19 protein-coding genes are annotated in these 23,444 nt (G+C 68.2%); 7 read left to right on the top strand and 12 right to left on the bottom strand.

Annotated elements, in window-relative coordinates:
- Nucleotides 1-125: 125 nt before the first annotated feature.
- From ACYF6T_RS23075 to ACYF6T_RS23060, 4 genes are all read right to left on the bottom strand, one after another.
- Nucleotides 126-1,643 carry a VMAP-C domain-containing protein gene (locus ACYF6T_RS23075; protein ID WP_461698703.1) on the bottom strand — a complete coding sequence of 506 codons (1,518 nt, stop codon included), beginning with the start codon at nt 1,641-1,643 and terminating at the stop codon, nt 126-128.
- 77 nt (nt 1,644-1,720) lie between these two features.
- A complete protein-coding gene (locus tag ACYF6T_RS23070; protein ID WP_461698702.1) occupies nt 1,721-2,029 on the bottom strand; it encodes a trypco2 family protein in 309 nt (102 codons plus the stop codon).
- 118 nt (nt 2,030-2,147) lie between these two features.
- On the bottom strand, nt 2,148-2,540 hold the full coding sequence (locus ACYF6T_RS23065; RefSeq protein ID WP_461698701.1) for an SCO5389 family protein: 393 nt from the start codon (nt 2,538-2,540) through the stop codon (nt 2,148-2,150).
- Nucleotides 2,541-2,612: 72 nt separating this feature from the next.
- Nucleotides 2,613-3,575, bottom strand: a complete 963-nt coding sequence (locus ACYF6T_RS23060; RefSeq protein WP_461698700.1) for an ATP-binding protein — start codon at nt 3,573-3,575, stop codon at nt 2,613-2,615.
- Nucleotides 3,576-4,036: 461 nt separating this feature from the next.
- On the opposite strand from ACYF6T_RS23060, the gene ACYF6T_RS23055 reads away from it, so the two are divergent.
- Nucleotides 4,037-4,225: a hypothetical protein gene (locus ACYF6T_RS23055; protein ID WP_461698699.1), complete on the top strand. Its 189-nt coding sequence runs from the start codon at nt 4,037-4,039 to the stop codon at nt 4,223-4,225.
- A gap of 274 nt (nt 4,226-4,499) precedes the next feature.
- Here ACYF6T_RS23055 and ACYF6T_RS23050 read toward each other — a convergent pair whose 3' ends face one another.
- Both ACYF6T_RS23050 and ACYF6T_RS23045 read right to left on the bottom strand, forming a co-directional pair.
- Nucleotides 4,500-5,051 carry an ImmA/IrrE family metallo-endopeptidase gene (locus ACYF6T_RS23050; protein WP_185931255.1) on the bottom strand — a complete coding sequence of 184 codons (552 nt, stop codon included), beginning with the start codon at nt 5,049-5,051 and terminating at the stop codon, nt 4,500-4,502.
- Complete coding sequence (locus tag ACYF6T_RS23045; RefSeq protein ID WP_361986632.1) at nt 5,048-5,581, bottom strand: helix-turn-helix domain-containing protein; 534 nt, start codon at nt 5,579-5,581, stop codon at nt 5,048-5,050. The genes ACYF6T_RS23050 and ACYF6T_RS23045 overlap by 4 nt, the downstream gene beginning before the upstream one ends.
- Nucleotides 5,582-5,730: 149 nt before the next feature.
- Between ACYF6T_RS23045 and ACYF6T_RS23040 the strand changes: the two genes are divergently transcribed.
- The 4 genes from ACYF6T_RS23040 to ACYF6T_RS23025 are packed head-to-tail and all read left to right on the top strand — an operon-like array spanning nt 5,731 to nt 8,422.
- A complete protein-coding gene (locus tag ACYF6T_RS23040) occupies nt 5,731-5,994 on the top strand; it encodes a hypothetical protein (RefSeq protein WP_461698698.1) in 264 nt (87 codons plus the stop codon).
- 16 nt (nt 5,995-6,010) lie between these two features.
- Nucleotides 6,011-6,454 (top strand): hypothetical protein, encoded by a 444-nt coding sequence (locus ACYF6T_RS23035; protein WP_461698697.1) that lies wholly within the window; start codon nt 6,011-6,013, stop codon nt 6,452-6,454.
- A complete protein-coding gene (locus tag ACYF6T_RS23030) occupies nt 6,451-6,951 on the top strand; it encodes a hypothetical protein (RefSeq protein ID WP_127432693.1) in 501 nt (166 codons plus the stop codon). Before ACYF6T_RS23035 ends, ACYF6T_RS23030 begins: the two co-directional genes overlap by 4 nt.
- Entirely contained in the window at nt 6,941-8,422 is a 1,482-nt protein-coding gene (locus ACYF6T_RS23025) for a ThiF family adenylyltransferase (protein WP_461698696.1), read from the top strand. The genes ACYF6T_RS23030 and ACYF6T_RS23025 overlap by 11 nt, the downstream gene beginning before the upstream one ends.
- A 116-nt stretch (nt 8,423-8,538) precedes the next feature.
- Here ACYF6T_RS23025 and ACYF6T_RS23020 read toward each other — a convergent pair whose 3' ends face one another.
- From ACYF6T_RS23020 to ACYF6T_RS23000, 5 genes are all read right to left on the bottom strand, one after another.
- A complete protein-coding gene (locus ACYF6T_RS23020) occupies nt 8,539-9,105 on the bottom strand; it encodes a hypothetical protein (RefSeq protein ID WP_450336226.1) in 567 nt (188 codons plus the stop codon).
- Between the two features lie 425 nt (nt 9,106-9,530).
- On the bottom strand, nt 9,531-10,802 hold the full coding sequence (locus ACYF6T_RS23015; RefSeq protein ID WP_461698695.1) for a TIGR02679 family protein: 1,272 nt from the start codon (nt 10,800-10,802) through the stop codon (nt 9,531-9,533).
- Nucleotides 10,799-15,037 carry a TIGR02680 family protein gene (locus ACYF6T_RS23010; protein ID WP_461698694.1) on the bottom strand — a complete coding sequence of 1,413 codons (4,239 nt, stop codon included), beginning with the start codon at nt 15,035-15,037 and terminating at the stop codon, nt 10,799-10,801. Before ACYF6T_RS23010 ends, ACYF6T_RS23015 begins: the two co-directional genes overlap by 4 nt.
- Entirely contained in the window at nt 15,034-16,359 is a 1,326-nt protein-coding gene (locus tag ACYF6T_RS23005) for a TIGR02678 family protein (protein WP_461698693.1), read from the bottom strand. The genes ACYF6T_RS23010 and ACYF6T_RS23005 overlap by 4 nt, the downstream gene beginning before the upstream one ends.
- Nucleotides 16,356-17,981, bottom strand: coding sequence for a TIGR02677 family protein (locus ACYF6T_RS23000; protein ID WP_461698692.1), 1,626 nt, complete (start codon nt 17,979-17,981; stop codon nt 16,356-16,358). The genes ACYF6T_RS23005 and ACYF6T_RS23000 overlap by 4 nt, the downstream gene beginning before the upstream one ends.
- A gap of 483 nt (nt 17,982-18,464) precedes the next feature.
- Between ACYF6T_RS23000 and ACYF6T_RS22995 the strand changes: the two genes are divergently transcribed.
- The gene (locus ACYF6T_RS22995; protein WP_461698691.1) at nt 18,465-18,977 is read left to right on the top strand and encodes a DUF4365 domain-containing protein; all 513 of its coding nucleotides are present in this window, start codon (nt 18,465-18,467) and stop codon (nt 18,975-18,977) included.
- Complete coding sequence (locus ACYF6T_RS22990; protein ID WP_461698690.1) at nt 18,974-20,203, top strand: hypothetical protein; 1,230 nt, start codon at nt 18,974-18,976, stop codon at nt 20,201-20,203. The genes ACYF6T_RS22995 and ACYF6T_RS22990 overlap by 4 nt, the downstream gene beginning before the upstream one ends.
- Before the next feature lie 274 nt (nt 20,204-20,477).
- On the opposite strand, the gene ACYF6T_RS22985 is transcribed toward ACYF6T_RS22990, so the two are convergent.
- Nucleotides 20,478-22,742, bottom strand: a complete 2,265-nt coding sequence (locus ACYF6T_RS22985; protein ID WP_461698689.1) for an nSTAND3 domain-containing NTPase — start codon at nt 22,740-22,742, stop codon at nt 20,478-20,480.
- Nucleotides 22,743-23,444: the final 702 nt, after the last annotated feature.

Below are 23,444 nucleotides of genomic sequence, written 5' to 3'. Positions count from 1 at the left end.
TCGCCCCTGTGCCCGCCTCCGCACTCGCTCACGCAACCGCTCCCGCACTCGCTCCCGCACTGGCCACTGCACGGGTCCCCGCACTTGCCTTCCGGCCTGCCCGTGGCGCGCGGCCCGGCGCCCGTTCACGGCGTCACCGGCGCGGGGTCGCGCTCCGGTGGGCCGGGCCTGCGCTCCGGGTCGTCGAGCAGGATGGCCAGATGCCGTCCGACATGGCCGTCCCAGCCCTCCGGCCCGGCCTTCAGGGCCTTCTTGCGCCACTTGCCGGTCCGCTCCAGCAGGCTGCCCAGCCCCCGCTCCTGCACGATGTCGGCCACCGCCTCCCGGAAGGCGGGGTCCGAACAGTCGCCGCGATGCCAGATCATGGCCGGAACCCCGGCTCTCAGCCCGGCCAGGTACTCGTGCCAGCTGGAGGGGGAGTCGGTGCCGGGCGGTTCGCTGAGCACCAGGCAGAAGGCGTGCTCGTCGTCCTTGAGCGTGTGCTCCAGGAGGAAGTGGGAGCTCTCCTCGTCGCCCCAGCGCGCGTGCGTCTCGGCCGGACGCTCCTTGTACAGGCGCCACTTGTTGTGCCACGGGCGGTGCCAGGCCGCCTTGCGCAGCCGTTCGAAACTGCGCACCAGCACCGTGTAGTCCATCACCAGGGGGGTCGGAGCACCGGAGTCCGACTCCTTGTGCCACCACTCCACCGGTTCGCCCAGCAGTTCCCACGGAAGAATGAACTCCAGGACCACGGACTGGCGCAGGTCGGACCAGCGTTCCTCGGTCTGCTCGATGAGCGTCTCGACCTGGGCCGGAAGCTCGTCGCGGTGCAGGTGCAGGATCTCGCCCGGGACGGGGTGCCAGCCCTCGGCGTCCGACTGGCGCCAGTGGGAGAGGTAGTAGCGGTCGGGATCCACGCCGTCGGGCTCGAACTGGATCATCAGGTACGCGGGCATCAGCGAGGGTTCCGGCTCGATGACGTCGCTGCGCTGCCAGTCGGCCATCGTGTTCTCGAGGCCCCAGTGGATGGCCTGCCGGCGGTTCCAGCGGCGCAGCTCCTCGGCGGTGCCCCGCTGCCCGTCCTGCACCAGCTGGTCGGCGGCCAGGGACAGGAACGCCATGCACACGGGCAGCTCCCGGGGGGCCCGGTTGCCACCGGCCAGCCACAGGAACACCGACCAGCCGGTGTCGCACCAGGAGGGCAGCTCCTGGATGCGCGAGCGGCTGGCCCGGCGGGCCATGGCGATGAGGGCGGCCGTGGACCGTAACTCCTGCAGGGCGGGGCGCAGTCCGTGCAGGTCCGCGCCCTCGAAGAAGTCCACGGCCTCCCACTCGGCCACGAGCCGCAGCAGCGCCGTGACGGTGACGGACTGCTGCTCGACGTACTGCAGACAACGCGCCAGGCACGCCAGACCGTCGGGCACCTGAAGGCACGCCTCGACGAGTTGGAGCAGCCAGGGGCGCAGCATCTCGCCCCGCGGGGGTTCCACGACCGAGCCCAGTTCCTGGCCCAGCATGCTCACCAGCAGGTCGGCGCTGGAGGCGTGCCGCAGCGTGGCCGACTCCTGGAGCACGTCGACGACGTCGGCCTTCAACTCGTTGCGGACCCGCGCAGGACTGCGCCCTTCCACCCCCGTGACCTCCCGCTCGCCACCAGTCGCCATCGAGCTCTCACCGACAGTCGCCGACCAGCGTACGGCCACCTCTCCACCCCCGTCAGGAGGTCGGTGACCCCCGGTGCTCAGCGCTCCCCGTCCGCTTCGTGGTCGCCGATGAGGACGCTGAGGTGCGTCCCCTCCGGCGTGACGAGTTTCGGCTGCATGGTGACGCTGATCCGATGCGTGCGGGCCGCCTCGACCTGCGCGTCCGCCCCCAACTCGACGACCCAGAAGCCCACTTTGCCGGTGGCTCCGGCCTTGCGCCCGACGGCGACCGTCGCCTCGACCTGCACCTCCCCCAGCTCGAACCGCACCGGTCCCGGCCCCGCACCGGCCATGGCGGAGTTCAGCTCCTGCCTCAACTCCCGGAGCACTTCTGCGAGTTCGATCACAGGGGGATTTTATCGGGGCACGGGACGAGGCGGCAGTCACGAGGCCGCCACGGATTGCGTCGGCAGTCATGACGTCCTGTACGCGGACGATCTCGCCGGCGTTGAGCCTCGCGGCGGCTCAGCAGTCCCGGAACTCCGGTGACTGGTTGAGGACCTGGGCGCGCAGGGACGTGAACCGGGCGTACGTCTCGCCGCCGCGCGCCTCCGGCCGGAAGGCGGCGACGCGGTGGCAGTTCTGGAAGGCGAGGGCGACACCGAAGTGCCGTTCCAGGCTGCCCCGGATGGCGTCACTGGACAGCGCGCGCAACAGCTGCCCGCGCTCCTTTTCGGAGGGCGGAGGGGTCTGGTTGTCGGCGAACACGGCGTGCCCGCCGTGCAGTTCGCGAGCGAGCCGGGAGACGAGGTCGTAGGCATACGGCAGCGACGTACGCACCGTGTCCACGAAGTCCTCTTCTCGTACGTCACCGTTTTCGGCGTCGGCGAGGAGCTGGGGGGAGACGTCGAGAGACATAGGGGAAACCCTTCGTTGCTGTTGCTGTTGCTGTTGCTATGGCTGTCGCTATGGCTTTGCTGCTGTCGCCGGTCAGGCGAGGGCGGCGAGGGCGGCGGGCCCGTGCCGGAAGTCGGGATCGACCTGGGAGGCGAGGTCCAGCCCGGTGGCCCTGTCACCCCAGGCGGCGGCGTTGCGCAGATGGAAGTGGACGGCGTGCCGCTGAAAGGCGTCCCAGTCCTTGGTCCGGGCATCGACGACGGCACGCAGCCGATCGAGGGCAAGGGCGTTGCACGACTCCAACTCCCCGCTCCCCGCACGCCCTTGCTCCTGGGCCCGGACGTAACCGGACAGCGTGCAGTGCCCGACGAGGGCGTCACCGACGTGCCGTCGCAGAAAGGCGAGGTCGTCCTCACCGGTGACCTTGTTGCCGACGACGGCGACCGGAACGTCGAACTCGGCGGCGTGGTCGCGGTACTGCCGATACACGCCGACACTCTTGAGGGTGGGCTCGGCGACGAGGAACGTCATGTCGAAGCGGGTGAAGAGGCCGGAGGCGAAGGCGTCGGCGCCGGCGGTCATGTCGACGACGACGTACTCGCCGGGTTCGTCGACCAGGTGGTTGAGGTAGAGCTCGACGGCGCCGAGCTTGGAGTGGTAGCAGGCCACGCCGAGATCGCTCTCGTCGAAGGCCCCGGTGACCATGAGCGGCACACCGCCCACCTCCCGGACGTGCCGCCGATGGATCTCGTCGTCACCGAGCAACCGCACGAGCCGCGAGCCGCGCCCCGGGGGAGTCGTCTTGACCATGGCGTCCCGGGAGGCCACGCGCGGATTGTCCCCCCGCAGGTACTCCTTGATCTCACCCCCGCCCACACTGAGCGGCACACCCTCGAACATCTCCCCTTCACCCAGCCCGAGCGCGTACGCCAGGTGCTGGTTGATGTCCCCGTCAACGGCCAACACCCGGGCCCCGGAGCCCGCCAGCCGCCGAGCGAAGAGAGCGGCCAGAGTCGTCTTCCCGCTTCCACCTTTACCTACGAAGGCAACGCGCACGGCCACCCCTATTGAAAATGGATGTCATGATCCTTAGGTTGGCGGCGGGCCGGCGGCGTGTCAAATCAGCGCGGCAGATAGCGAGCGCGGGCTCCAGCACCTCACCCTTCGAGTGGGCTGACCGACTCGTGTGGTGGATGAGCCGGGAGTCGGCTCTCGGGGGAAGAGACAGAGGGCAGTTGATGTCCGGCCTTTGGGCGGGCGGTACCAAAACCCGTGGGGGTGGCGGTGAGCGGGGCGTTGGTGACGTTTTCATCGGTGCTCGCGCCCACGGCGGTGCCACGGACGAAGAAGCCGCCACGACCGGAACGCCCTCGCCTGCGCCTGGAAGGTAGCCGCCTGGGCCGAGCACGCGGACGGCACGGGATGCGTCGATCTGCACGCCGCCAAGTCGCCGTCCGTGGTGCGTGACGCGACGGTGACGGCGAAGCTCCGGGGGCTATCACAGATATGCCGGAAAGGTGAAGCTCCAGTTCAGCAAGAAGGTGACGTCCCGATACGCGATGGTGAAGACGATCTCCACCAGCAGCACGGGAGGCCTGAAGACCACGGTGGAGGCGCCGACGGACGACTACTGGCGCTACGCCTTCGCCGGCACGGCCACCACTGCGGCTACCACATCCCCGGGCAACTTCGTCGACGTCCACTGACGCTGACCACGCCCCCGGCCGGGCCCGGCCCGATGACTCGGCCGTTGTCTCTGCTCTACACCGTGTGACTGAGTGACTGCACGACGTCCGACAGCAGGCGGAGGCGATGCGAGGCAGTCATCCGACTGAGAGCCACGCGCGCGGAAACAGGTGAGGCGCCTACCGACTTCGGTAGGCCCCTCACCTGTTGTTTCCGCCAGCCGAAGTACTTGCTTGCTCCCGCTCCACGTCCCGGCGGTAAGCGGCATACCGACAGCGCGTACCTCCGGCACCGTCAGCGGTTTCGGACCTGTTTGGCCACGCCAGTGGTGTTGTACCGGTACCGGGCCATTTCCTCGGTCACTCCGTAGTGCTCGGCGATCTGCGCCGGCCCCCACTGGCGGCGGACTGCGCTGAGCAGGAGGGGGCGGGGAAGCATAAGTGTTCCGCCAAAGGCGGTGGCTTGTTCTTCCTCGTCGGGGCGGCAGGTCCTGAAGGGCATGCCATTGACCTCGCGAATCTCGGTGAGGTCATGCTTCAGGACGAGGTGGGAGAGCTCGTGAGCCACGTCGCTGGCCCTGCGGCCCGGGGTACGGAGCGGGTTGGTGACGACGATGTTCCTGCCGGAGACCTGGAAGGTCGCAGCGGAGAAGGCGTACGCCTGGACCCGTTCGAGTTCTTCGAGGCGGGTGCGGCTTACGAGCTTCTCGGCGCTAACGATCTTGACCTTGAGGTGGTGGGCTAGGTCATCGACGTTCAGAGCATCGGTGTCGCCCAGGTTGAGTTCGCGGCGCAGTCGGAGGGCTTCACGTTCGGCGTTGGCTTTGAAGCCTCGGGGGAGAGTCACAGTTCGCCTGCTTCGACGAGTCGTTCGAGTTCGGTGTTCATGTCGGTGAGCAGGTCGGCGAGCCGCTGGGGGACGCCGGGACGCAGCACCGAGGCAGCCCGGAGGTGGCAGGCAAGGGCGGGTACGGCGGGGACCGCCTCCTTCGCGAGCGCGTCGTAGAGGTCGCGCAGAACAGAGCTGATCTTGTTCGCCGCGTCGTCGGTGAGACGAGGGTCTGCGTGGAGGTGGGTGATGGCCTGGTCGAGGGGCGAGAGCTGCCGGGTGATGGTCGGGGTGAAGAAGCGGCTCGGGGAGACGCCGAGCCAGGCACAGAGGCGGGTGAAGGTGGCGAGGTCGGGTTGGGCGCCGGCTTCGACCCGGGTGAGGGTGCTGAAGCTGACGCCCGCTTCGGCGGCGGCCTGGCGGAGGGAGAGGGGACCGCGGCGTTCCTTCAGGAGGCGTCCGAGTTCGGCGATATCGAACTGCTCGACAGCGTCTGGTCCTGTCGTTTCGGGGTCTGGGAAGGGGAGCTGGCTCCGGTCGGCGCTCATACGGGCAGCGTAGCGCGCAGCAATGCGGCGATGAAGCTTGACTGCATCAACCGGGGGTGATCACACTGGAGTCACTGCAGACGCAGTGACGCTTTGCTGAATCAGTAGGGTGCTCAGTCGGCAACCCTTGAACGACCCAGGAGGTCGGCATGCCCCAGCCCCACGACATCAAGATCACGGTGACCTCCGCGCTCGCCGAGCACCCGTACCAGCACGACTACGCCCCGCAGGTGACCGCCACGAGCGTCCTGTCCGACACCCTCACCGCCTTCGGCTTCGCCGGCGACGGCACGACCCGCTACTACCTGTTCCACGACGGGCACGAGGTCCCGCCCGAGACCACGGTGGGTGAGCTGGCTGGGCACGCCAAGGCCCTGCACCTCAAGCTGCGCACCGAGACCACCAACGGCTAGAGCCCGGGAGGCAGTCGTGGATCTCGAGAGCCGTCTGCGGCTGGCGGGCGACGTCCCGGCGGTCGAGGAGTTCCTCTCCTCGGCCGCCGGCCGCCTCCACCACCGCGACCAGGACCCCGATGGTCTGTTCTGGGCCGAGGTGCAACCGAACAACGGTGAGCGCGCTGCGTTCATCGCCCGGATCAAGTGGACGGTCTACCCGGACCGGCCGCCCTCCCTCGTCTTCGTCGAGTCGATCGGTGCCTCCGAAGTCGGAGCGGCGAGCGCCTGGCCGGAAGCGAATGGCTACCGCTACGCCTCCAGCGACGTGTGCAAGCCGTTCACCGCCGAAGGCCAAACGCTCCACCCCGAGTGGAGCAGCGGACCGCACTCCTGGCGGAGCACCGGCAATCCCTTTCTCTACGTGGTGGAGAACGTGCAGGACGACATCGATCGCGTCGACGGAAGGCGTGCCGGATGACCACCGACACGAGGAATCTCGTGCTGCCGGCCGGCGCGGTCGACCCGGTGCTCAAGGAGATTCAGCGCCACGGGCTGGCCGACCAGGAAACCGGCGCGCTGCTGCTGACCGGGCAGTCGGACATGCGCGTGCTGGTCGTGGCAGTGGCCGGGACGGCGGGGATCGTGCGGGCTCCGGGTCTGTTCACGGTGAGCGCGGTCGCGTATGACCGGCTGTTCACCTTCGCCGAGGAACGGTCCTACCGGGTGCGGGCGATGATCCACTCGCACCCCGAGGAGGCTTTCCTGTCGCGGACTGACCGCGCGTACTCCTTGCGGGTGCCGGGGTTCGTTAGCGCTGTCGTCCCAACCTACACAGCGCCGCCCGCCGACCCGGCGCTGTGGGGGTGGTGGCGTTTCGAGCAGGACTGGCTGCCCTGCACGGCTCCGGTTGTCGACCCGGCGCTGCTCCCGATGTACACGGTGGTATTCGACGAGGAGGGTGTCCGTGAGTACTGACTACAGCCGCAGCCTGCGCCTGGGCGGCCTGGCCGCCGGCGTAGAAGAGGCGACCCTCCGGGAGCGGATGGAGGCCACCTCGATCCACCTGACCGCGGACGGGCACCTGCCCGCGGCCCCCGAGACTCTCCAAGTGCTGGCGGCGGACTTGCGCCGGTGGCCGGTCCGGCTGAGTCTGGATCCCGGCCGCGGACTGGGACGGCTCGACGACGAACTCATTCGCAAGCTGGTGTACACGGCGACCGAGATCGATCCCGACCGGCCGCTCCGCATCGGCGAGGCGCAGGGCAAGGCGTCGCTGCACCTGCACGTGGGAACCGCACCACCGCTGGGTACTGCGGTGGCCGGTGCGCCGGACGGGCACGGGGTCCGTCTGCGGCACACCGGCCATGCTTTCCCCCGCCTCAACACACCCGGCACCGGGCTGGGCGCGGTCCTCACTGCGGCGATGCTGGCCGGCGAGGCGTTCAAGGTCGTTGCCGGCCTGCCGGAGGGCAAGTTCCAGGTGACCCCAGTGGTGGATTTCTGCCCCGTCTTCCCTGGTGAGCAACCCGGGATCGTCATCCCCTCGTTGCCCGCTCTGGAGCAGGTGCTGCTGGGCGGGGGCGGTGCGATCGGCACCGGCATCGCCCTGGTCCTTGACCTGCTGCAAGTCTCCGGCGAGTTGACTGTCGTGGACAAGGAGGTATTCGAGAAACCGAACGTCACCTCGTACAGCGTCGGTACCCTGGCCGACGCGGTTGCGGGACTGCCGAAGGTGAGGTTGATCGACGCACGCCTACGGCGGGTCGAGGTGACCCCGTTCCACGGGACGATCCAGGCTTCCATCGAGGCCGTCGATGCGGGCACCCTGCCGTGGCCCCGGATTGTTCTCGGCGGACTGGACAGCGTCGAGGCCCGGCACGACCTGCAGCGGTTTCACGCCGATCTCACCCTGGACGGCAGCACCGGCGGCCCGGTCGGTACCACTGTCGCTCTGCACGAGGCACTGCCCACCGGCCCCTGCCTGCGTTGCTACTTCAAGGTCGACCACACCGGGAAGAGCGCGGAGCAGCGACTGCATGAACTGACTGGGCTCCCGCTATCCCGAATCGCCCGCGGGCAGGAGCCGCTGACCGAACGGGACCTGGATTGCCTGGGCGCTCAACAGCGGAAGCTCGTCAGGCAGTTCCTCGGACGGCCGGTGTGTGGGCTGATCAACTCTGCTGAGCTGACCGGTAGAACGGACGATGGTTTCCGCCCTTCGGCCGCGTTCGTGGCCCAGCAGGCAGCCTGCCTGGTCGTCGGCGCCTGGATCGCACGCAGCACGGGCCTGGTCAGCGGGCCTCCACGACGCATCGAGTACGACACCCGCTTCGGCCCTCGGCCCGACCAGATGATCGACCGCCGGCTTCCCACTCCCGGGTGCGTGTGCCAGAAGGACGCCGGTCTCATCAACCGCATCCGAGAAGCCCGATGCGCCCGCCGTTGACGCCCGATTGGAGGCAGCAAGGAGCCAAGTGGGCACGGAACGGTTAGAACGACCACTGTCGGAGCGTCGACCCGTACGCGCTCCGTAAGAGTGACCTAGCAGATGGGCAGTTCGCATCAGGACTCTCTACTCAGCTCTTCCTGAATTTCGGTGATGCGACGCTGGGTCGCCGCCGCATTTTTCTGCTGACGGGCCAGCTTCGCCTTGGCAGCCGCCAGTTCTTGAGCGAGCCGCTCCGTATCAGCTTCCGCACGGTCACGGACGGTCCCGTCATCTTGGTATGCCGGCCCTACCCGCTCACTGCTCACCACTCCGCGGCGCTCCCCACATTCTGGGCAGTCGACGACGCGGGCGGAAACGTAGCTGTTTTCGCGATGCTGGATGTGCGGGACCACGTGGTCGCAGCGGAGGGTGAGGTTCCACGTGTCGAGGTCTTTCTTACGCTCTTCCTGCGATGGCCAGGAAGCGAACAGTCTGGCGAGGTCCTTCATCTGCTTCGGCCCCACAGGGGGTGGTGGGCAGCAGAAACAGCAATGCGTTACCCGAGAACCACTGATGCTCCACCGTGCATCCCTGCAGTCGGAGTGCCGATCGCGGAACCTCCGGTCGGCTTCTTCATACTCGCGCTTCTCTTCATCGGAGAACTTCATGAGCGGTGGCCAGCTTCCCAGCCCGTCCTGCATGGGCTCTCCGCAACCCCGACATGGCTCACCGGCCACGTACTCCGCCCAACTGAGGTGCGTACCCTCTCGCTGCCATCGCTCATCCCGCTCGCGACGTCGCTGCTCATCCGCTTCGGCATCGAGCGCCGATCGCAGAGCACGTTTGGCGGCTCGCCGTCGACGCTGTTCCTCTGTCAGCATGGCCATAAGCTCCGCCTCCCGCTGCGCCCAGTTCTCGTGCAATCCCCGGGTCCATGTTGGCGTGGCCGTCCTTGGTATCGCTCGTACCTGCCCTGGATGACGACATGTGACCAATCTGGGTACGCAGATGATGCTTACCTATCTGCTGTCGCTTGCCACTTGGTTGGTTTCGGTTCTGAGGCTCAGGGTTAATGCGGCCGGGTTCACGAGCGTGCTCTGGTGGAGTTCGCGCGGCGGCGACGTCCCTATGCCTGGAGTGACAGGTCGGCCACCAAGAGATCGAGGGTGACCTCTTCGTGGAGCGCGACCCCAAGAGCGGTCATCGCAGGGGCGAGGCCCGGGTCCCAGACCGCGCTGACGGGCTGGCCGTCGAGCGGCAACTGAGGGATCCCCTCCGCCTGGCTTCGAGCGGCCAGGTGCTCGTAGTCCTCGGCGCCCATGCGCCATGGCTGGGCTCCGTAACGGCGGATGATCCGGTTCGCCAGAGCGATGCCCGGCCAGTCGAAATCGCCGTGGTATGCGAAGCGGCAGCCGGTGGTGGCGAGAGCGTCGAGGAGTGTGAGGACCACGGTGGCGGCGCTGCCGGACGTACACACCAAGGGCCGGACGCAGGCAGCGTCCGCCGCAGCTTCCACCACGCGCGGATTCTCACAGATATGGACCACTTCTCCGGCAGGTAGTCGCAGCTGGAGGTCGTGAAGATCGCGCGGCGTGAGGTGGGCTTCGGCATGGTGGTCGGTCCGCTCCCGCAGGGCCTGTTCCCGCCAGCCCCCGCCGACGGGCCGCAGCCCGTAGGTCAGCACTGTGCTGGAGACTTCGTCCGGTGTGACGGACACCAGCCGCCAAAGTGCGCGCCGGCCGGCCGCGTCGCCGGGAAACTCGGTGCCGTGGGCCAGGGCGATGCCGCGTTGGACGAGGCGTGTGAGCCAGGTGCCGTCGTCCAGGCCGTGTGCAGACCCGGTCGCCAGGGCGGCGAGTTCTCCTCGGCCTTGGGTGCCACCCCGTTCCGGGCCGAGCAGTACGGTGAGGACCTGCACTGCCTGCTGAAGCGTGCGTACCGCCGTTTCGGGTGTCACTCCCCTCGGTACGCCGGTGCGGCGCAGCACGTCGTACCACTGCCCGGTCCAGTCCTGTCCGGCGAGCGGAGAGGCGTCCAGCGCCGAGGCGAGCGACGACCAGACGTGCTCGCGCCGTGCCGCGATACCCGCGCGGACGGCACGGCGGTCGGTGAGCGGAGGGCCCAGTTCCTCCAGCACCTCTCTGAGACGGAGTCCGGCCGCCGAGGCGCGTAGCCGTGTGTCTAGGGCGTCGAGGCGCACAGTTACGGCAGCACCCGTGACGGGTTTGCCCAGCAGGAGCGACAGGTCGTTGCGTTCCTGGGCGCTCACCGAGGTCAGCCGGAGGGAGCCGGCGGCCTGCACGCCGTTGCTTTCCAGGCGTTTGCGTACGGCTTCCCAGAGCCTGGTCAGCCCGGGACCGGCCAGCCAGTCCCGTGTCGCCGCGGGCAGCTTGCTCATACGGACACCAGACGCCGGTGCCGGCCGTTCCAGGTGTAGTGCAGGGTGGCCACCCCGCGCACATGGGGATCGCGGAGGCACTCGTAGATGTGGAGGGACGGCACCTCCGGCCAGTTGCCCATGAGCCGTTCGCTGGTGAGGACGAAGTCGAGATCGAGATCGACGAGGATGCGTCCCAGCCTCCCGTGGGTGGGTTCGTCGACCTTGGCGAAGGCGTCGTCCAGGAGGATCAGCCGCGGGGCGTGGGGTGCCGACTCGGCGAGGCTGGTGAAGTGGGCGGCGGCTGCGGCGAAGAGCACGAGGTAGGAGAGCACGCGCTGCTCGCCCTGGCTGAGCCCGGTGCGGCCGGTCAGTTTCCGCCGCCGTCCCGGAGCGGCGTCCTCGACCACGAAGGTGTGGAAGAGGAACCAGCTGCGGTAGTCGAGAGCGGTCCGCAGGTGGGTGGCGTAACCGGCTGAGGGATCGGCGCGCCGGGCGTCCTCGATCCGGCGTTGCAGCACCTCGCGGAGCTGCTCGGTCTGCTCACGCGTGCGCAGGCTCGACGGACTGCGCAGCAGGTCCACGGCCGCCCGCACGTCCGCGTCGACGTCCTCGTCCAGCTTCCACAGCAGTTCCACGCCGAGACCGTGTGAGGTGCGTACGGTGCGCAGGGTGTCGTTGAGTGCCGCGACCAGGTTGGCCGCGGTGATGACCTGGGCCGAGAGATGGTCGCCGAGCTCGCCGGTCAGGAACCGCTGGAACACCTCGCGTTCGCGTTCGGTGAGCCGTCCCCGGGCCTCCGCTGCCTGGACGGCGATCCGCTCGCCCACGGCCGCGACGTCGTGGGAGCCGTGGTCGTCGATAAGGCGGCATACCTTGATGCCGTCGCGTTCGTCCAGTTGCGCGTCGTAACCGCCGGCCAGCTGGTCGCGCAGGTCGGTGTGCCGGTTGAGCAGGGTGTTGTCCGACACCTCGGCCTTCGGGCGGCCGAGGGCCTGCTGTACCGCGTCGGCCAGCGCCTGTAGCGCACGCAGACGGCTGCGGACGTCCGAGCCGGGGTCGTCCGCCACGTCCTCGGGCAGTGCGGACCGGTCCAGCCCGGCGCCGTGCACCACCTCCGGCCGGCCGAGTGCGCCGCGAAGGGCGCCGCCGGTCGCGATGACCGCCGTCTCCTGCGCGGTCAGGGCCTCGCGCAGGCGCTTCTCCTCCTCTTCTGCGCGCACGCGCCGGTCGTGCAGATCGTTCCGGATACGTTGTGCCGCCGGGACGGCCTGGGCGGCGTGCGCGATGCGCTGTCTCGTTTCCTGCTCGCGGGCGAGGATCTCTTCTTCGGTCGCCCCGATGGCCTCCTCGCGGGTGCGCAGGTCCTGTTGTGCGGTACGCAGCCCGGTGAGGCGGAGCCGGTAGCTCTCCTCCGCGGCCAGGCGTTCTTCACGGGCGTGTTCGTATCGCTCGGCATCGGTGTGATGGGTGCCGAGCCGCTCGCCCGTGCTGCCGATCGCTCGGCGAAGATGCCCGATGCCGGTGAGAAGGGCGGCCAGCGCGGTGCGTACGCGTTCCAGCTCGGCGGGGTCGCTGCGCAGGTCATAAGCGGTGGCGGTGGCGTCCGCCTCGGTGCGTGCGGCTACGGCGAGGGCGCGGGCCTCCTCGGCCAGCCGCGCCGCGCTGGTGGCCTTGGCGGTCAGGTCACGCAGCGTCCTCTCGTCCGACTCGGCTCTGCTCCAGGCGTCGGCGAGACCGCGTGCCCGGGGGAAGTCCTGTTCCGCGAACCTGAGAGCCCGGCGCCGGGCGTCGGCCTCGGTGAGTTCGTGACGGGCGTCGGTCAGCCGCTGCTCCGTCTGCGTGAGCTGCTCCTCCAGCTCGGCCAGGATGCGCCGCCGGGTCTCGGCGCGTACGGCGGCTCCCACGTACTCGGCGTCGCTCTTGTGGTGCCGGCCGCTGAGGATGCCCAGACGCCAGCTTCCGTCATAGTGCACCGCGTCATGAGCGGTCGTTTCCTCGGTCGGTGCGAGCGCGATGGTGGCCAGCAGGTGTTCCACCTGCTCGGACGTGACCCCGCACCCCGGTTGTGGTGCCGGGCGCAGGGCCGAGGCGAGGGTCGGCCCGTCCGGCGCCGCGGAACCGGGACGCAGCAGAGTGTCACGGGTGCCGGAATTGACAAGGGCGCCGTCCGCGCCGACCCACGCGTCCAGGATTCCGCCGGCTTCCAGCGCTGCTTCCAGACCCGCCCGGTACGCGGGGCTCAGCCCGTCCACGAAGTCCACCAGCCGGTAGAAGGGCGCCCCGGTGCCCGGTGTCCTTTCGGCAACGCGGTGGTGGGGGACCGGCGGCTCGGGATCAGTACGTCGCTCCCAGTCACGCTTCTGACTCGCCAGACGACCGAGTTCCTCGTCGAGCCGGCCGACGGTGAGGGCCAGGGCATCGCGGCGTCCGGTGAGTTCCTCGCCGTACGGCTCCAGTGCGGCATGGGCGGCCTGCCACGCCTGGCCGTCGATGTCTGGCGGGAGCGTCCGGTCCGCGAACGGGGCATCGGCGGAGCTCTCGCAGGTGACCACTGCGTGGACGGCGTCCAGCGGCGGGCAGCTGGACCCGAGGGCGGCCCGCGTGCGGGTGACCCACTCGGCGACCCGGCGGGCATAGGCACCGCTCTCCTCGGCGACCTTCTCGCGGCCGGCGTCGAGACGGCCCGCGGCCTCTTCCGCCTCGCTCTCCAGCCGTTCCCGCTCGGTGTCGGCCTGCTCCGCCCGGCTTCGGGCCTTCTCGGCCTGCGCGGTGAGGTGCGTCACCTCCTGGACCATCCGCGTCCGGTTCTTCACGACCGTCTCGGCGTCCTCCAGCTGCCCCTGCCAGGACAGCAGTCCGTCCTGCACCGCCGCCGTGTCCACACGGACGACCGACCGGTGCTGCACGATGTGCCTCTCCCCGTCCGGAGCGGTCAGCTCCGTCTCGCCGGCCTGGGAGCAGACCGTGCGGGGCAGGGTGACTGCCTCGCCGAGATGGCCGGTGGGAAGCCCTGCCTTCTCCGCCTGCGTCAGCAGTTCCTTGCGTTCGGTGCTCAGTTCGGCGAGTCGGCCGCCGAGGTGTGCGGCACCGTCGGCCAGCCGCTCGGCCGCGCCGTCCTCTGCGCTGTGTGCGTTGCCGAGGGCGGTGAAGGCGGCCACTGCGGCGGTGTGCAGTGCCTCGACCGTGGTGCGGCGTTCCGACAGTTCGCGCAGGCTGCGGTAGGCGTGGCCGGCGTGCAGGGCGGCGAGGTCGGTCCGGGCGGCTTCTTCCTCGTCGCGCAGGGTCTCCAGCCGGGCTTCCGCCTCCTCCTCCTGCGTCCTCAGCTCGCTGGTACGTTGTGCGGCGTCTCCGGCCGCTCGGCGTCGCTGCGCGAGGACCTCCAGCTCCCCACTCACCGCCTGCGCGCGGGAGCGCAAGACTCCGGACAGGTATCCGCGGTAACTGATGAGGAAGGTACGCAGCGCCGTATCGGTGCGCTCCAGGCGGCCGAGTTCGTCGCGTACGGCGTCGAGGTCGTGGAGGTTGCGCGCGACCTTCTCGACCACGTCCTCGTCGAGTCCCGGCAGGGTCTCGCTCAGCAGGGAGGCGAGTCCTCCGTGCTCGATGCGGTCCCCGACAGTGGGCCGCCGCAGCCGGTGGAGGAGCTGGGTGAGGTTGCGGTAGCGGGTCGCGTCGGTGATGCCGAACAGTTCCCGAGCCACCCGCGAGCGGTGGACGACCGCGCGGTCGGTGACGTTGTCGGAGCCGACGATCTCCTTGAGCCGGTCGACCGGCAGGGTCCTTCCGCTCTCGACCAGGTGCAGGTCCTCACCGACGCGCAGCGGCGTGACGAAGAACGTCGGCAGCGCCTTCTGCGTCGACTTCGAGGCGCGGATGGCGGCGCCGAGGGTGAGGTGGCGATGGTCGCCGCCGTCGGTCGTGCCCCGGAACTCCACCCACAGGTAGCCGAGACGGTTGGTCTGCTCGAACCCGTCCAGCATCAGCCAGGCGAGAGTGGTCCGGCCGGTGCCCGTCGCGTCCAGCGCCCGTGAGTCGCCGTCCAGCAGATACGGGAGCAGCATTTCCAGGGCCTTGGACTTGCCCGCGCCGTTCTTGCCGCGCAGGAGCAGCCGTCCGTCGCCGAAGGCGAACTCCTGCTCGTCGTACTGCCACACGTTCTGGATGCCTGCCCGGTGCAGCCGGAAGCGGGTGCCGGCGGTCGTCGTGGGGCCGGAACGCGGCAGCGGGACGAGGCCACGCGCATCGGTGGTCACAACGGCAACTCCTCTTGAACATCCGTGCCCTTGCCGGCTGCGGTGGCCGGGCGCACGGTCACGTGGGTGGCGTAGCGCGCCGCCGCGGCCAGCAGTACCCAGCCGTCACCGCCGGGACGTACCCCGCGGACATCGGTCACGGTGCGCCCCTCCGGTGCCTCATCGGTGTACCCCTCCGGTAGGCCAGAGCCCTCGGCACGCAGCCGGCCGGTCCGGGCCATCAGCCGCATGCGGGCCAGCAGGTCCAGCACGGCCTCCCGTAGGGCGCGGATGTCTTCCAGGTAGCCGCGCTGCCAGTTGCTGCGCTGGCCGTACTCGGCGACCAGTTCGGCCAGCAACTCGTCCACCAGGCCGTCCGGAACAGCCACGCCGATGACGAGCGTCCCTCCGGTCGCCGGGTGCCCGGGCTCCTGCGGCCGAAGGCGCTCCACGAGCCGTTCCACCAGCAGCAGCGCGGCCTGCGCGACCGTCCCGGTGCCGGGCAGGTGCAGGTCCGTCAGCTCGTCCTCTGGATCCACCAGCGCCACTCCCTCGGCGCGGATCTCCATCTCCAGGCCCAGAAGTTCGGAGAACGCCTGCGCTTCGCGGCGCTGCCGGGTGCGCAACCAGTCGCGTTCGGCGTCGGTCAGCTCGTCCAGGTAGACGACGGGTGTCTCGACGAGCATCCGGCGCACATAGGTGCGAGGACCGCCGAACCCCGGGTCAGCTGCCCGCCGGACCAGGTCGGCGCCATCACGGGCCTGGGCGAGCGGGCCGGCGACGACGACACGGGCCAGCTCGCGGTCCACTGTGATCAGAGCCTCTCCGCCCGCATCCTGTGCGAGAACGGCCACATGGCCCTCGGTCTCGATGAGGACGCCCCACTCGACCAGCAGGCGCAGAGCCGCTGCCAAGGTCCGCTTCCCGGCCGCCCTGCCTGTCTCCTCCAGCTCGACCTCGGCGTCGGCCGCGGCGGCCCTGATGTCGGCGACCAGCTGTGACAGCAGCAGTTGTTCGGGTGCGGTCACCAGCACGGACAGGGCCAGCGCCACACAGGCGTAGGTGTGCGGGGTGAAGGGGGTGCCGGTGGAGCGCTCCAGCCGGCGGCCCGCGCCTGCTCCCAGGCCCGCCTTGAAGAGTCGGGCGTAGGAGCTGTCGACCAGCAGGCGGTAGCCGAGCACCTGCTGGAACCGTTTGCCCAGCCAGTCGGCGTGCCTGCGGATCAGCGGGAAGAGGTCGGCGTGCGGGCCGTCCGAGGTGACCAGCGGATGTGCGAGCAGCAGCCGGGCGGCGCTGCGGCGCTCGGCGGCCAGGGCGACGTCGTGTGCCGAGGGAAGGGTCATGACACGCTTACCTCCGCATCGCCGTCGGCCGCGTCGGAGGAGGTGCGGCCGACGTCCAGCTCAAGGTCGTCCAGCAGCAGGTCGCCGTCGACCGAGTGCAAGACGCACCGGGCGCCTGACGTGCGTCGCACGGTGAGCCGGATGCCCAGCTCGGCGTCCTCGCTGTGCGCCTGGTCGAGGTCGAATTCCGTCGCGCCCACCCCCTCCGTGCCGGCGCGACGCCTCAGCTGCGCGTTTCCGAGTGCGGTGGCCAGCAGCTCCAGAAGCAGACCGAGCGCAGCCGAGGTGAGGCGCACCTCGGCGAACCGGCCCGAGGCGCTGCGCAGTTCGTCCGCCGCCGCTGCCCTGGCCGTCGCCCGCTCACGGGCTTCATCCCGCAGCCGCCGCTTCTGCGCGGAGTGGTCCTCCACCGCGGACGTCCGGCCCCGCTGGGCGCGGCTGCCCCTTTCTCGCAGGGCCACCGGCACCTCGACCACCGGCCCGGTCCACCAGCTCGTGTAGGCGGGCACCATCTCGTCGGTGGCCGGGGGTATGCCCAGATGACGGGCGCCGTACAGCCCGAAGGCGGCGACGGCGATGTCGTGCGCGTCCTGCGGCGACGCTTCCTCGAACCACCGGGCCAGCCGCAGCAGGTCCTTGCGCCGGGACATCTCCCCGGTGGCCGACCGCAGCATCCGCTTGGCGTTGGCGAGCAGCGACTGCAACGCGCGCAGCGTGGCGTCCCGCAGTTGATCGACCTGGCTGCCCTGCCCGTCGGTGTCGCTGAACCAGCCGCGCAGGCCCTCCCAGTCCGCGAACTCGCGCCCACGGCTGCGCTGCACCCGTGTCGCCAGGCGGCCGTCGCCCTGCGGTGACAGGCCGGTGAGCCCCTGTGCGTGGGCGTCCAGCCGGGCGAGCAGATCCGGGATGTGCGGCCACAGCTTTTCCAGTGCCGCCGAGATCCGGGGCGCGCGGAACGCCACGTCTTCAGTGATCGCCTCGACGTAGTCGAGGAGCAGCTCCTTGAAGCCCTGGTACTCGGCGCCGTCCAGGTCGTACCGGGCCAGAACCTGGCCGAGGTAGGCGTAGAAGTCCCGGATGGAATCCGCGAACTCGGTGAACTGCACGAACAGCGTGCTGACCCGCTCCAGCCCGTCCTGCGGTTCCATGCCGCCGGGCGCGGTCACGAGCTCGGCCAGCTCCCTGAGCCCGCGCTCGACCAGGGCGAGCAGCTCGTTGCTCACCTCCCGGGCGGCGTCCGCCTCGGCCAGGACGCCATCGGCGTCCCGCTGGATGCGCTCGCCCAACTTCGACAGCTGATAGCGGGCCCGGGACCGCTGGTACTCGCTGATGCTGGACGCCTTCACCGTGTGGCTGCTGCGCAGTAAGTTGCCCCACTTCACCAGCTGTTCGAGCCGGACGGTGAGGGTGTCAGCGTCCAGCCCGGCGGCAGGGCCCCCGGCCTGGCGCAGCTTCGCCAGAACGTCCGGGACGGCCAAGTCCGCCAGCAGTGTCCCGCAGAAGACCCGCATGATCGCCAGGTGCTCCAGCCGCTCGGGTGCGCTGAGGTAGGTGTAGGCGTCCAGCCGTCGCAGTGCCTCCTCATCGGCGTCCTGACCTGCACCGGATGCTGATGCCTCCATGTCTGTGAGGTTACGCGGCGCAGCCGGGCGCCGCCGGTGAGTGGCCGAAAATGTCACGGACGTGTGCCAGGCCCCCTGAACGAGTCCTTCGGCTTCAGGCGTGAGCGGTAGTGAGGGGCCCGCTACCCCAGGGGCGCATACGAGGGCTGCTGACGCCGACTCGCCGGCCTTAGGTTATGGACATCCTCTTGTCGCTCGCACGTCTGATCGGGCAGCGGCAGTTTTGATCACTTGCGATCATCCCGATGGGAAGACCGGGCCGGGCATATAGCGTGTGGTGTCCAGTCGTTGGGCTTGGAACCGATCCGTAGGCGGGCCGCTCTCGGCCCAGTGAGTTGTAAGCCCGTTCGGCGAGTTGGACCCCGAAGGGGGCTGGGAGGGCACGGTGCGGCTTGGTGGAGCGCGAGGCCGCTGGCGCATGTGGGGTCGCCTGAGGTGATCCACAACAGCGCGGGGGATGACTCCCTGCTCACGGGGTTGCCCATGAGCGCATCCCTCGAGGAGATCAGCCGGCACCGCCTGGGAATGGTCGTAACAGGCGCCAAATTCCACCTGTGCAACCCCACGCTCGACTATGACGCGATCGACACCATCATCGCCTCGTCCCAGGAGTACGAGGAGTGGTACGCGCCCTCGATCAAGGTACAGCTGAAGTGCAGCGCCAGCCGCAACGTCACTCGGCTGCTGCGGAACGGGACGATCTCGTTCTCGCTTGACCGGGCCTCGTACACGAAACTGAGCAACCCCAAGCGTCACACGCCGACCTTGCTCGTGGTGCTGATTCTTCCCGAGGCATCCGATCCGGCGGAGTATGTCCAACAGACGGAGGACGGGCTGACCTCGCCCGGTCCGCTTCTGTTCTCCGACCCGAGTGGGTGGCGGCCCCTGCCGCCGGGGCAGAAGTCTGGGACGGTGTCACTTCGGCCGATGGACTTGCTCAGCCCTGCCAGGCTGCAGGACCTCATGAAGACATTCGGAGATGGAGGTGACTGGTGAACGGATCGACGCGTGACCGCTTCCGTGCCCTTGTTCCGGCCGTCACCCCTCCCGCGGTTGCACGGTTCATGGCCGGACAAGGTTGGGAACTCGAGAAGCGGCGGGAGGGCGTAAGGGAGATCTGGCGCTATCCGTCGGATGAGAGTCCCGGATATCGGTACCGAGTCATGCTGCCTCTGGCCGAGGACTACGAAGACTATGAAGAGCGCTTCGGGGACACGTTGATCGCGCTGGGGCGAATTTATGACCTTGATCCCTGGGGCCTCCTAGGGAGTATTGAAACTCCAGGCTTTGACCTTATCTCCGTTCAGTTGAACAAGGGGGACGGAGATTCGGCTGTCACCTTCATTCAGGCGAAATCTGTTATAGATGGCTTCCACGGACTGCTGGAAAACGCTGCTATCCGTGCCCGAAATCCGAATAGTTCCGGTGGCGGTCGTCGAGCGAAGCAGGTAACTCGCTATCTGAGCGATAGTGTTAATTTTTCGCGATTCACCTCGGAAAAGTCGATTTCGCTCATGGTTATGTCGCAGCTGAACGTTGACCGGCTCAAGGTCGTATCTGGCGACACCGAAGGTGTCCCGTACGCTCGGCAAGTGGTCAGGACGCTGATGCGTGATCTTGCTTCCATGCAGACTATGACCGGGAACCTTCAGAGCGGGTTGCCCGTTTCTTCGGGTCTCCGTGGGGCAACTGTAGGTGCGGCTTTGGCGAAGAGCCTGGCGAGCATGATTGATTCGCTGGAACTCCGGTCTATCGACTTCTCGTTCCAGTTGGCTGCCGGTTATGAAGACGTCGGAGATCGCGACGTCACGCTCACTTTCCAGCGGGGTGATCTAGAGCGCATCCCCGACCTAGAGCAAGTGCTCTCAACTACCCGGAGGCGATGGCAGTCCGCCAATCTGGTGGCAGCGAACTTGCGGTCGCTTGAAATCGAAATGCCAGAAGAAGCGGAAGAGCTTACTCTTAACGGTCCCGTTCTGGGAGTATTTCGCGATTTCGGCGACATTTCAAACGTTCACGCTGGCGGAGTCATGGTGATGTCGATTGGCTTTGGAGGGAGTGAGGGAACAGTTCATGTGCGACTGAATGAACACGAGTACGCGTACGCCATCGAGGCTCACCGAAGGAACATTACCGTCACGGTCAGAGGAAGGCTGGTTCGTGCAGGAAATGTAGTTGAGTTGCGCGGAGACTCGGTGCTGGACGTCGACGAGCTGACGTGAAGCTTGGACTAGGAAAGGATCTCCTTTTCTCTCGGTGGCATGAGTGTCCTCCCAAGGGCGCCAGGGTGTGGCACGTGCGTTCGGGGGCGTGTTGGGTATCAGTAGGGGGAGCCGGAGAACGGGGATCCAATGGGCCGCACGAGCCCTCACGGAGGTTCGGTGGGGATTGCCGCCGCCCGGATTGCTGTTTGGCCTGGTCAGAGCGTTGGGGTGCGGTGGTCTCGGGTGGCGTCGAAAGGGGTTGGGGAGCGGGTTGGCTCCCAGCAGGAAGCGGTCAGCGTGTGTCGTCGAGCTTGCGCATCAGCTCGGTGACCAGCGCATGGTCGCGAGCGGCGTCGGAAGACTCGGACGGATCACGCAAGATGCGGCCTTTCCGGAGCCACTCGTTTCGTTCCGCCTCCCTGGCTGCGAACACGCGCTCGGCCCTGCGGTACACGACAGAGAACACCTCCGGGCGCTCCTCCTCGGCTCCGTGCTCCATGAGGAAGTCCACCAGTTCTTCCAACGGCTCCAGGTTGGCGACACGCGGCTCGCGCTCTGGCTCCGCGGCGAGTCGACCCAGCTCCTCCAAGGCGCACTGGACCAGACCCTGGGTGACCGGCTCACGGGACGCTCTGGATCGTGTCCGGCGCAGCTGTTTGTGTAGCGCGATGGACCGGTACCAATCGCCGGCCTCGACGCTCTCCACCAGCTCGCCATAGACGGCGTCGGCCACTTCCTCCCGGAACCGCTCGGCGTGCTCTTGGGACACCAAAGGGCTGGCGTCGAGAGAGTCGGCCAGGCTTACGAGGTGGGGGTAGTGCTCGTAGTGGGTGAACGGAGGGAGCGTCTCCCGCATTACGTACGCAGCCAGTTTGCTGGAGTCCAGCAAGTCGGCCGTCTCCAGCACCCACTCCAGACGGGTCGACCGGCTCTCGTCCTCATCCGACAGGCCCGTCTCGACATCGTTTCCTATCTCTCGGACGGCGGCGGCCACTGCTGGCTCGTGCTCCCGCAGTCGGGCTAGAAGCCCCGCCCCGTCGGCCATCCGGGCTGCAGCGAGGAGCCGGCGCACTTGTTCCCCGCGGACGAGAGCCCTGAGCAGTTCGGGGAGGTGGGCCCGGCCGATGTCGAGGTGGAAGCGGAAGTAGTCTTCGATAGAAGGGTTGTGGAACGCCACCTGCCCCCGCTCTGCTGAGACCATCGTGCCGTCCAGTACCTGCAGAGCCCTGCGAAACGTCCGGCCGTCCGCCGCCCGACCCATCTCCTTGCGGTACCAGCCCCAGGACTCCTCCAGGTCCTCTAGAACGGCGGACCCGAAGGTGAACAGCACCTCCAGCAGGTGGACAGCCTCGTCCGTCAGCTCGTTTTCAACGATGCGTTCCCATACGCGGCGCGGGTCGTCCAGGTTCTCGAGCATCGCCGCGGCGACGTCCTGGCCCCGGCGCGCGGACAGCCGGAGGGTCTCCTCGATAAGGCGAGGGTTGAAATTCTTGTGTCGGACCACCGGACGCCACACTTCCGGATTGGCAAACCGGCGTTTGTCGTCCGGCGGCAGAGACGAGTGGTGGACGTGGTTGTAGAGGATCTGGCCCCGTACCCGTAGATCCAGGTCGGTCAGCCGGATCACACTGACCGCCTCCGACACGTCCGGCGCCGCGAGCCGGTCGTGTCGGAGACGGGCGTGCTCCAGCAGGTAGTCGCGGGTCGTCATTACCAGTGCCTTGCCGGGCGTCTCCTGGATCTCCCGGATCACCGACAGCAGGCGATTGTCCTCGTTCTTATTCAACGACGCATCCAGGGTCGTACGCCCCAGGAAGTCGTCATACAGGAACACCTGCTGGGTGCCGTCGTGCCACACAGTGCTGATTTCTTCGACGTCCTGGGAGATCTCGTGCACCTCGTAGCCGTTGCTCATCAGCCAGGCCACGAGCATCAGTGCCACCGTCGTCTTGCCCACCCCGGGGATGCCGGCGATGACACAGACCTGCTGAGTGTCCAGAAGCTGCTTGGCTCTTTCGAAGCCCTCGTGCGGGACGAAGGTGTCGGCGATGCTCTGCAACCGCTTCTGAAGCCACGACGACCGCAGGTACTTGCCGTGGTTCAGCACGGTCTGAAGGACGGCGGTGCTGCTCAGCCAGAGCCGAAAGTGCCGCCGGACCAGGTCCGGACGGCGCAGCAGCTCGGCGACGATCTCATCCACGCCGTACAGGTCGCCGGTGTCGCGCACGTATGGGGCGAAGGCGCCGCAGAGCTCTTCTTTGCCGCCGACGGTCAGACCGACCGTTGTGGCGACGATGTAACGGTCGGGTGCCAGCGCGCGGACCTTGGGCAGTTCATCCTTGATCAGGCGCCTGATCAGCGTTGCCTGGGTCGCGTGCGGCCAGTGCTTGCACTGTACACTGGTCGTCCCCGAGGGACCGGTGTGCCGCAGGTCGATGCCACGGTCCCGGCCGCGAGGAAAGATCTCCAGCGGGATACCGAGGACATCGCTGAACAGGTCACGGCAGACCACCTCGAAGTCATGGTCCGTCAATCGCCCCAACTCGAAAGAGTCCATGCCGTTGTCACCCCGTGAATACCGCCACCGGCCTCCATTCTCCCTGCAGCGATCCGAGTGCTGACCAGCGGGGCAGGTTTTCCTCCAGATCCACTCCGGGGCCATGTTTGAAGGAAGCGGTCAGCAGTCGAGTAGGCAACGGAGTGCCGTCAGCGGCAGGCGAGCTTCCCGAACGGCGGCCTCGCCCTCGAATCGGACGCCTTCGGCCACGAGGACATCCACGGGTATGCCCGTGCGTGTCGGATCCATCGGAAGCCGGCACTGACGCCCTCGTAGCGGTGAGGACCCGCCAGGTGTTGGGGCCTCGGCTGAAGGTGGCCAGGCGGGTGCCGACCGGAACGGCGTGGCTGCCTATAACGGTCGTCACGTCACCGTACGTCGTCCACCGTCCGGATGGGAGGCACCCAGCAGGGTGTGGAGGCTCGTCCAGTCCTTGCGGGCGCCGCTGAGCTGCTTGGCCAGGTCCGGCGAGGTTCATCGATCCGAGCCGGCGGCGGCCCCTGCACCCCCTTCGTGCTCTTCATATTGGAAGTAGCAGCGAGATACAGTAATTTGACATTCCATTAGTAAGTCGCAGGTGGGGGAACCGCGGCTGGCCGACGGGGAGGGACCAGGGCATGGCTTATCCACGTGCGGTGGGTTGGCTTCTGGCCAGTCTCGGCTGGGTTCCGGCGAGTCTTGAGGCTGACGCATAAGCATGCA

This window comes from Streptomyces sp. 7R007 (genome assembly GCF_054850255.1).
This window is presented reverse-complemented; position numbering and strand designations above follow the sequence as displayed.

Bases quoted from the DNA above. Each gene is read 5' to 3' on its own strand.
- ACYF6T_RS23030 (WP_127432693.1), top strand. From the start codon at position 6,451: ATGACCACCGACACGAGGAATCTCGTGCTGCCGGCCGGCGCGGTCGAC.
- ACYF6T_RS23040 (WP_461698698.1), top strand. From the start codon at position 5,731: ATGCCCCAGCCCCACGACATCAAGATCACGGTGACCTCCGCGCTCGCC.
- ACYF6T_RS23065 (WP_461698701.1), bottom strand. From the start codon at position 2,540: ATGTCTCTCGACGTCTCCCCCCAGCTCCTCGCCGACGCCGAAAACGGT.
- ACYF6T_RS23020 (WP_450336226.1), bottom strand. From the start codon at position 9,105: ATGCAGGACGGGCTGGGAAGCTGGCCACCGCTCATGAAGTTCTCCGAT.
- ACYF6T_RS23005 (WP_461698693.1), bottom strand. From the start codon at position 16,359: ATGACCCTTCCCTCGGCACACGACGTCGCCCTGGCCGCCGAGCGCCGC.
- ACYF6T_RS23075 (WP_461698703.1), bottom strand. From the start codon at position 1,643: ATGGCGACTGGTGGCGAGCGGGAGGTCACGGGGGTGGAAGGGCGCAGT.
- ACYF6T_RS23045 (WP_361986632.1), bottom strand. From the start codon at position 5,581: ATGAGCGCCGACCGGAGCCAGCTCCCCTTCCCAGACCCCGAAACGACA.
- ACYF6T_RS23015 (WP_461698695.1), bottom strand. From the start codon at position 10,802: ATGAGCAAGCTGCCCGCGGCGACACGGGACTGGCTGGCCGGTCCCGGG.
- ACYF6T_RS22985 (WP_461698689.1), bottom strand. From the start codon at position 22,742: ATGGACTCTTTCGAGTTGGGGCGATTGACGGACCATGACTTCGAGGTG.
- ACYF6T_RS23000 (WP_461698692.1), bottom strand. From the start codon at position 17,981: ATGGAGGCATCAGCATCCGGTGCAGGTCAGGACGCCGATGAGGAGGCA.
- ACYF6T_RS22995 (WP_461698691.1), top strand. From the start codon at position 18,465: ATGAGCGCATCCCTCGAGGAGATCAGCCGGCACCGCCTGGGAATGGTC.